Here is a 4,634-nt window from a genome sequence, read left to right on the forward strand (position 1 = left end):
GTTTGGGGAGGGGAGGAAGCCTTTCTTCAGAAAGGTTCCTCCCCTCCCCAATATTTCTAGTGCCGTTCCTGACGGCGGCGCTGGATGATCACGCGCTTGAGGGGGCCTTCGCCGGAGCTGCGGGTCTGCACGTCCGGGGAGTCCTGCAACGCCATGTGCACGAGGCGGCGATGGTAGGAGCTCATGGGCCGGGTGGAGCAGGGACGCCCCGTGGCACGGACACGTTCCGCCAGAGCAAGGGCCAGCTCACGGAGCCGGTCGTCCTGACGTTCGCGGTAGTCGCCCACATCGAACTGCACGCGCACAGGCGCTTCCATGCGGCGGCTGACGATGCGCGAGGTCAGATACTGAAGCGCCGCCAGCGTCTGCCCTTCGCGGCCTATGAGCAGGCCGGAGTCATCGCCGCAGTCCACATGGATGTCCACGCGGTTCTCCATGATCTTCACTTCCACGGGCGTTTCCCCGAGGATGGAGCTGACGATCTTGAAGGCCACTTCCTGAGATACGGCGGTAAGCTTTTCCTGATCCAGCTCGGAGAAAGGCTTCGAGGGCAAGCCTTCGTTCAAGGCTTCGTCCTGATCGAACTCCAGCGAGCTGTCCCGCAACACGTCCTGCTCCGCCGGAGCTTCCATGGGGCGGCGTTCCTGACGCGGCTCGTAGGGAGGACGAGGCGTGCGCGGACGATCCTGACGTTCGGGACGATCCGGGCGATCCTGATTCGCACGGCGCTCGGGACGGGGGCGGCGAGGCCGGAAAGCGTCCTCATTCCCTTCGTAGGGGATGCGGGGGCCGTCGTTGCGGCGGGGCCGGCGAGGAGCGCGGGGCTCATCGACGCGGTTGCCGATGGAGTCGTCGATATCCGTTTCCTCGGGGAGGATACGGTTGCCGATGGAGTCGTCTTCCTCCACTGGGGGAAGGATACGGTTGCCGATGGAGTCGTCTTCCTCAAACGGCGGCTTCGGTTCCCGGTTGCCTCGGGGCGGACGGGGAGCCTGCTGACGGGGCTTGGGCGCGCGGGAAGCGTCTTCGGCTTTGGCCTTCGGCGCGGAGGCGGGCTGCGCGTCGCGTGCCAGGAGCGACCCTACGCGGGGCTTGAGCTGTGCACGGCGGGCGCGGACAATGGCCTTGCGCGCCCCTACCAGGCCGAAGATGCCGTTTTTGGCGTCCTGTATGATGTCGATTTCCAGCTTTTCCCGCTGTGCGTCGAAGTACGAGCAGGCGGCGCGAATCGCTTCGTCAAGGCTCTTGCCTTGAAATTCTTTGAAATCATCCATGAGAACCTCTCCTCGCGCAAACCGTTATGCCTTACGCAACATCCACCACTGCTGCCCGATGGACAGGATGTTGTTGCACAGCCAGTAGATGACCAGACCAGCGGGGAAGTTGATGAACATGACCGTAAAGATGACGGGCATGAACATCATGACCTTCTGCTGGGTGGGATCGCCGGCGGCGGGCGTGAGGCGCTGCTGGAGGAACATGGACGCGCCCATGAGCAGAGGCGTGATATAGAACGGGTCCGCCGCGGAAAGGTCGGCCAGCCACGTGATGTGCGTGAAGGGCAGGTATTCGATGAAGGAGGCATGGCGCAGCTCGATGGAGTTCAGGAGAGCCTGATACAGGCCGATGAACACCGGGATCTGCACGACGATGGGGAGACAGCCGCCAGCCGGGTTGACCTTGTAGGTCTTGTACAGCTGCATCATTTCCTTGTTGAGGGCTTCCTTGTCGTCCTTATGCTTTTCGCGGAGCTTCTTCATCATGGGCTGGAGCTTCTTCATCTGCTCCATGGACTTGAAGCTCTTCTGGGACAGGGGCCAGAAGACGACGCGGATACAGAAGGTAAGCATCAGGATGGCGATGCCCCAGTTCCCCACAAAGGAATGGAAGAAGGCCAGAATGGTCAGCAGGGGGCGGGCGATGATCGAGAACATGCCGAAGTTCACGGCCTGCGACAGGTGATCGGGAGCCGTGGCCAGCATGGTGCGGTCCTTGGGGCCGAACCACCAGTTCACGGCCACGGGCACTTCGCCGCCGTTGGAAGGCGTGAGCAGATCGGGGCGTTCGAGCGCGAGGCGCCACACGTCGCCCTGCACGCGGCCCTTGAGGGTCAGGTTGTTGGGATCGGCGGGGGCGGTGACGTTCATGAAGTAGTTGCTCATGACGCCGGCCCAGTTGAAGACGCCCTGTTCGATGATGCCCTTTTCGGCGAGCGTGCTGGCGCTCGTTTCTTCCTTGAAGCTTTCGTTGGCGTCCCACGCGAGGCGGGTGGGGTCATACTTGCCGTTGCTGAACGGCGTGGCGGCGACCGTAAAGCCGAGGCGGACGGTGCGGGGCGCCTGGTCGGCGGAACCTACCAGGATGTTTTCGCTCAGAAGATAATTGTCGGCGTTGAAGCTGATGACGCGGGTGACGCGCACGCCATCGACGATGCCGGTGAAGGTCAGGCTGCCCTGTTCCCCGGCCTTGAGGTTCAGGTCGGAACCCTGGAACGACCACTGGCCGGTGCTCCACGAGGGCTGGCCGTTGACGGTCAGGCCGAGGGGCGCGGTCTGGGACGCTTCCGGCGAAATGAGGTTCACCTTGGGGGAATCGGCCTTGATGGTTTTGTCGTAATGCTTCAGCGTAAAGGAGCGGAGGATGCCGCCGCCGGAGTAGATGACGGCGGAATAGAGCGGGGTTTCCACCTTGACGTCGGTACCGGCCGAAGGCGTGAACACAGGCAGGGAAGACGCGGGCGCGACAGCCGTCTGCGCCGCCGGAGCGGGCGCGGGCGTGGCTTCCTGAGTGGCTGCGGGGCGCTGCTGGGGCTGGATCCAGCCCATGTGTTCGGCCAGCGGGGTCCACGCCAAAAGAACGGCGATTGCCAGGGCGATGGCCAGAAAAGTACGTTTATCGTCCATGATGATCCAGTTGCTCCTGATGGCTGAAAGAGGAAGAATGTGGGGGAGGTACGGGATCATAGCCTCCCGAAGACCAGGGGTGACAACGAAGGATGCGCCGCAGGGCGAGCCAGCTGCCCTTGAAAATGCCGTGGGTCAGCACAGCCTCTATGGCATAGGCTGAACAGGTGGGATGGTAACGGCAGGAAGGTGGAAGCACGGGAGACAACGTCCACTGATAGAGACGGATGGGCAGGACCGCCAGACGACGCAGAGAGAGGCGTTTCACGCCTTGACTCCGGAAGCCGTTTCCGGTTCGAGCCCGCCGGGTGCGGCGATTCCGTCGCGGGAGATGTCGGGGCAGGCGTTTTGTTCGCGGCGCAACACAACATACCCGCCGATTTCCTTGATCAAGGGAAGGAATTCGCGGGTTGCGGCAGCGAGATCGAGCTGTTCAGGTTTGAGGTGGCGCTTTGGCACGATCACAAGATCCACGGCCGGAGGCAATAGGGCCTGATGCAGCCGGAAACATTCCCGGAGCACCCGTTTGACACGATTCCGCATGACTGCCGTTCCGATTTTCTTGGTGACGGCCATACCGACGCGCCACGGATCACCGGATGCACGAAAACGAACAAACACAACGAAGTGTTTGGAAAAAAAACGGCGACCCTCATCATAACAGAGTGTGAAATCGGGCCGCCGGAGCAGTCGATGCCGACGAGGCCGGGTTAAACAGCTAATTGTTTACGCCCCTTGGCGCGGCGGCGACGGATAATGGCGCGACCGCTGGCGGTGCTCATGCGTTCACGGAAACCGTGAGTCCGCGCTCTCTTGATCTTGCTGGGCTGGTAAGTTCTTTTCATGGAAACTCTCCTTGGAAACGTAGATCAGTGACGTATACCTTCTCAGCTTCGGAGAGTCAAGCTCAGACAGAACACGACACCGAAACCTGTGAGGATCTTGCCGAATGGCTTGAACGATTTATTCCTTCAAGAGAAGAATTGCAACAGCGATATGAAAAAACGCGGCGGGAATCCGGAACCGCCCGCGTTGCCGCTCCCGCTTTTTGGGGGCATACTCCGCAAAAACGATGAGGTGTTTTCCATGCAGCCACGTTTCCGTACCTTAAAGACGACGATCCGCACCCGGCTGCAAGAGCCGGGATGGGACGATTTTGCCAAGGAGCTGGACGAAGTCCCCGCCCGTGAGTTGGTGGGCCCCTTGTTTTCCTGTCTGCCCCTCGGCGGCGAGGCGACCGATCGCGCGGCCTCCGCGCTCGGGAAAGCCGTTTCCCGCATGGCCGATGAACATATTGAGGAAGCCCGCAACGTCGTCCGGCGTCTGATGTGGCACATGAACGAGGAATCCGGCAACATCGGCTGGGGCATTCCCGAAGCCTTTGCCGAGATACTCGCCCAGCACCGCCGCCTTGGGGACGAGTTTTATCCCATCCTCAATTCCTACGTCATTGATACGGGCAAGGGCGACAATTTCTGTGACAACAACGTATTGCGCCGTTCCTGCTTCCGTGCCGTGGAGCGTTTCGCTCTGGCCCGGCCCGATCTTGCGTCCAAGGCCCGGGGTCCGCTTCAGGCCGGTTTGCGCGACGAAGATCCCGTTTGCCGCGAAATCGCCAGAGAAGCGCTGGGCAAGATCGGCATGTTTTAGGGGAGCGGGTGGGGGGAATGGAATTGGAGGGGGGAGGGGAACCTTTCTGGAGAAAGGTTCCCCTCCCCCTCCCTAACCCCC

General features: G+C 61.6%; 6 protein-coding genes. 1 reads left to right on the top strand and 5 read right to left on the bottom strand.

The window, feature by feature from the left end; translation table 11 throughout:
- Positions 1-56: 56 nt before the first annotated feature.
- From jag to rpmH, 5 genes are read right to left on the bottom strand one after another with little or no spacing between them, the layout of a single operon-like run.
- Positions 57-1,274 (bottom strand): RNA-binding cell elongation regulator Jag/EloR, encoded by a 1,218-nt coding sequence (gene jag, locus T370_RS0121300; protein WP_029436942.1) that lies wholly within the window; start codon positions 1,272-1,274, stop codon positions 57-59.
- A gap of 24 nt (positions 1,275-1,298) precedes the next feature.
- The gene (yidC, locus tag T370_RS0121305; RefSeq protein WP_029436943.1) at positions 1,299-2,903 is read right to left on the bottom strand and encodes a membrane protein insertase YidC; all 1,605 of its coding nucleotides are present in this window, start codon (positions 2,901-2,903) and stop codon (positions 1,299-1,301) included.
- Positions 2,893-3,171, bottom strand: coding sequence for a membrane protein insertion efficiency factor YidD (yidD, locus tag T370_RS24680; RefSeq protein WP_005025021.1), 279 nt, complete (start codon positions 3,169-3,171; stop codon positions 2,893-2,895). The genes yidC and yidD overlap by 11 nt, the downstream gene beginning before the upstream one ends.
- On the bottom strand, positions 3,168-3,626 hold the full coding sequence (rnpA, locus tag T370_RS0121310; protein WP_169739160.1) for a ribonuclease P protein component: 459 nt from the start codon (positions 3,624-3,626) through the stop codon (positions 3,168-3,170). The genes yidD and rnpA overlap by 4 nt, the downstream gene beginning before the upstream one ends.
- Positions 3,614-3,748: a 50S ribosomal protein L34 gene (rpmH, locus tag T370_RS0121315; protein WP_005025025.1), complete on the bottom strand. Its 135-nt coding sequence runs from the start codon at positions 3,746-3,748 to the stop codon at positions 3,614-3,616. The genes rnpA and rpmH overlap by 13 nt, the downstream gene beginning before the upstream one ends.
- A gap of 241 nt (positions 3,749-3,989) precedes the next feature.
- Here rpmH and T370_RS0121320 point away from each other — a divergent pair, with 241 nt between their 5' ends.
- The gene (locus T370_RS0121320) at positions 3,990-4,553 is read left to right on the top strand and encodes a DVU0298 family protein (RefSeq protein WP_016360713.1); all 564 of its coding nucleotides are present in this window, start codon (positions 3,990-3,992) and stop codon (positions 4,551-4,553) included.
- The last annotated feature ends 81 nt before the right edge of the window (positions 4,554-4,634 follow it).

This window comes from Bilophila wadsworthia ATCC 49260, from assembly GCF_000701705.1.
In the GTDB taxonomy this organism is placed as follows: Bacteria; Desulfobacterota; Desulfovibrionia; order Desulfovibrionales; family Desulfovibrionaceae; genus Bilophila; species Bilophila wadsworthia.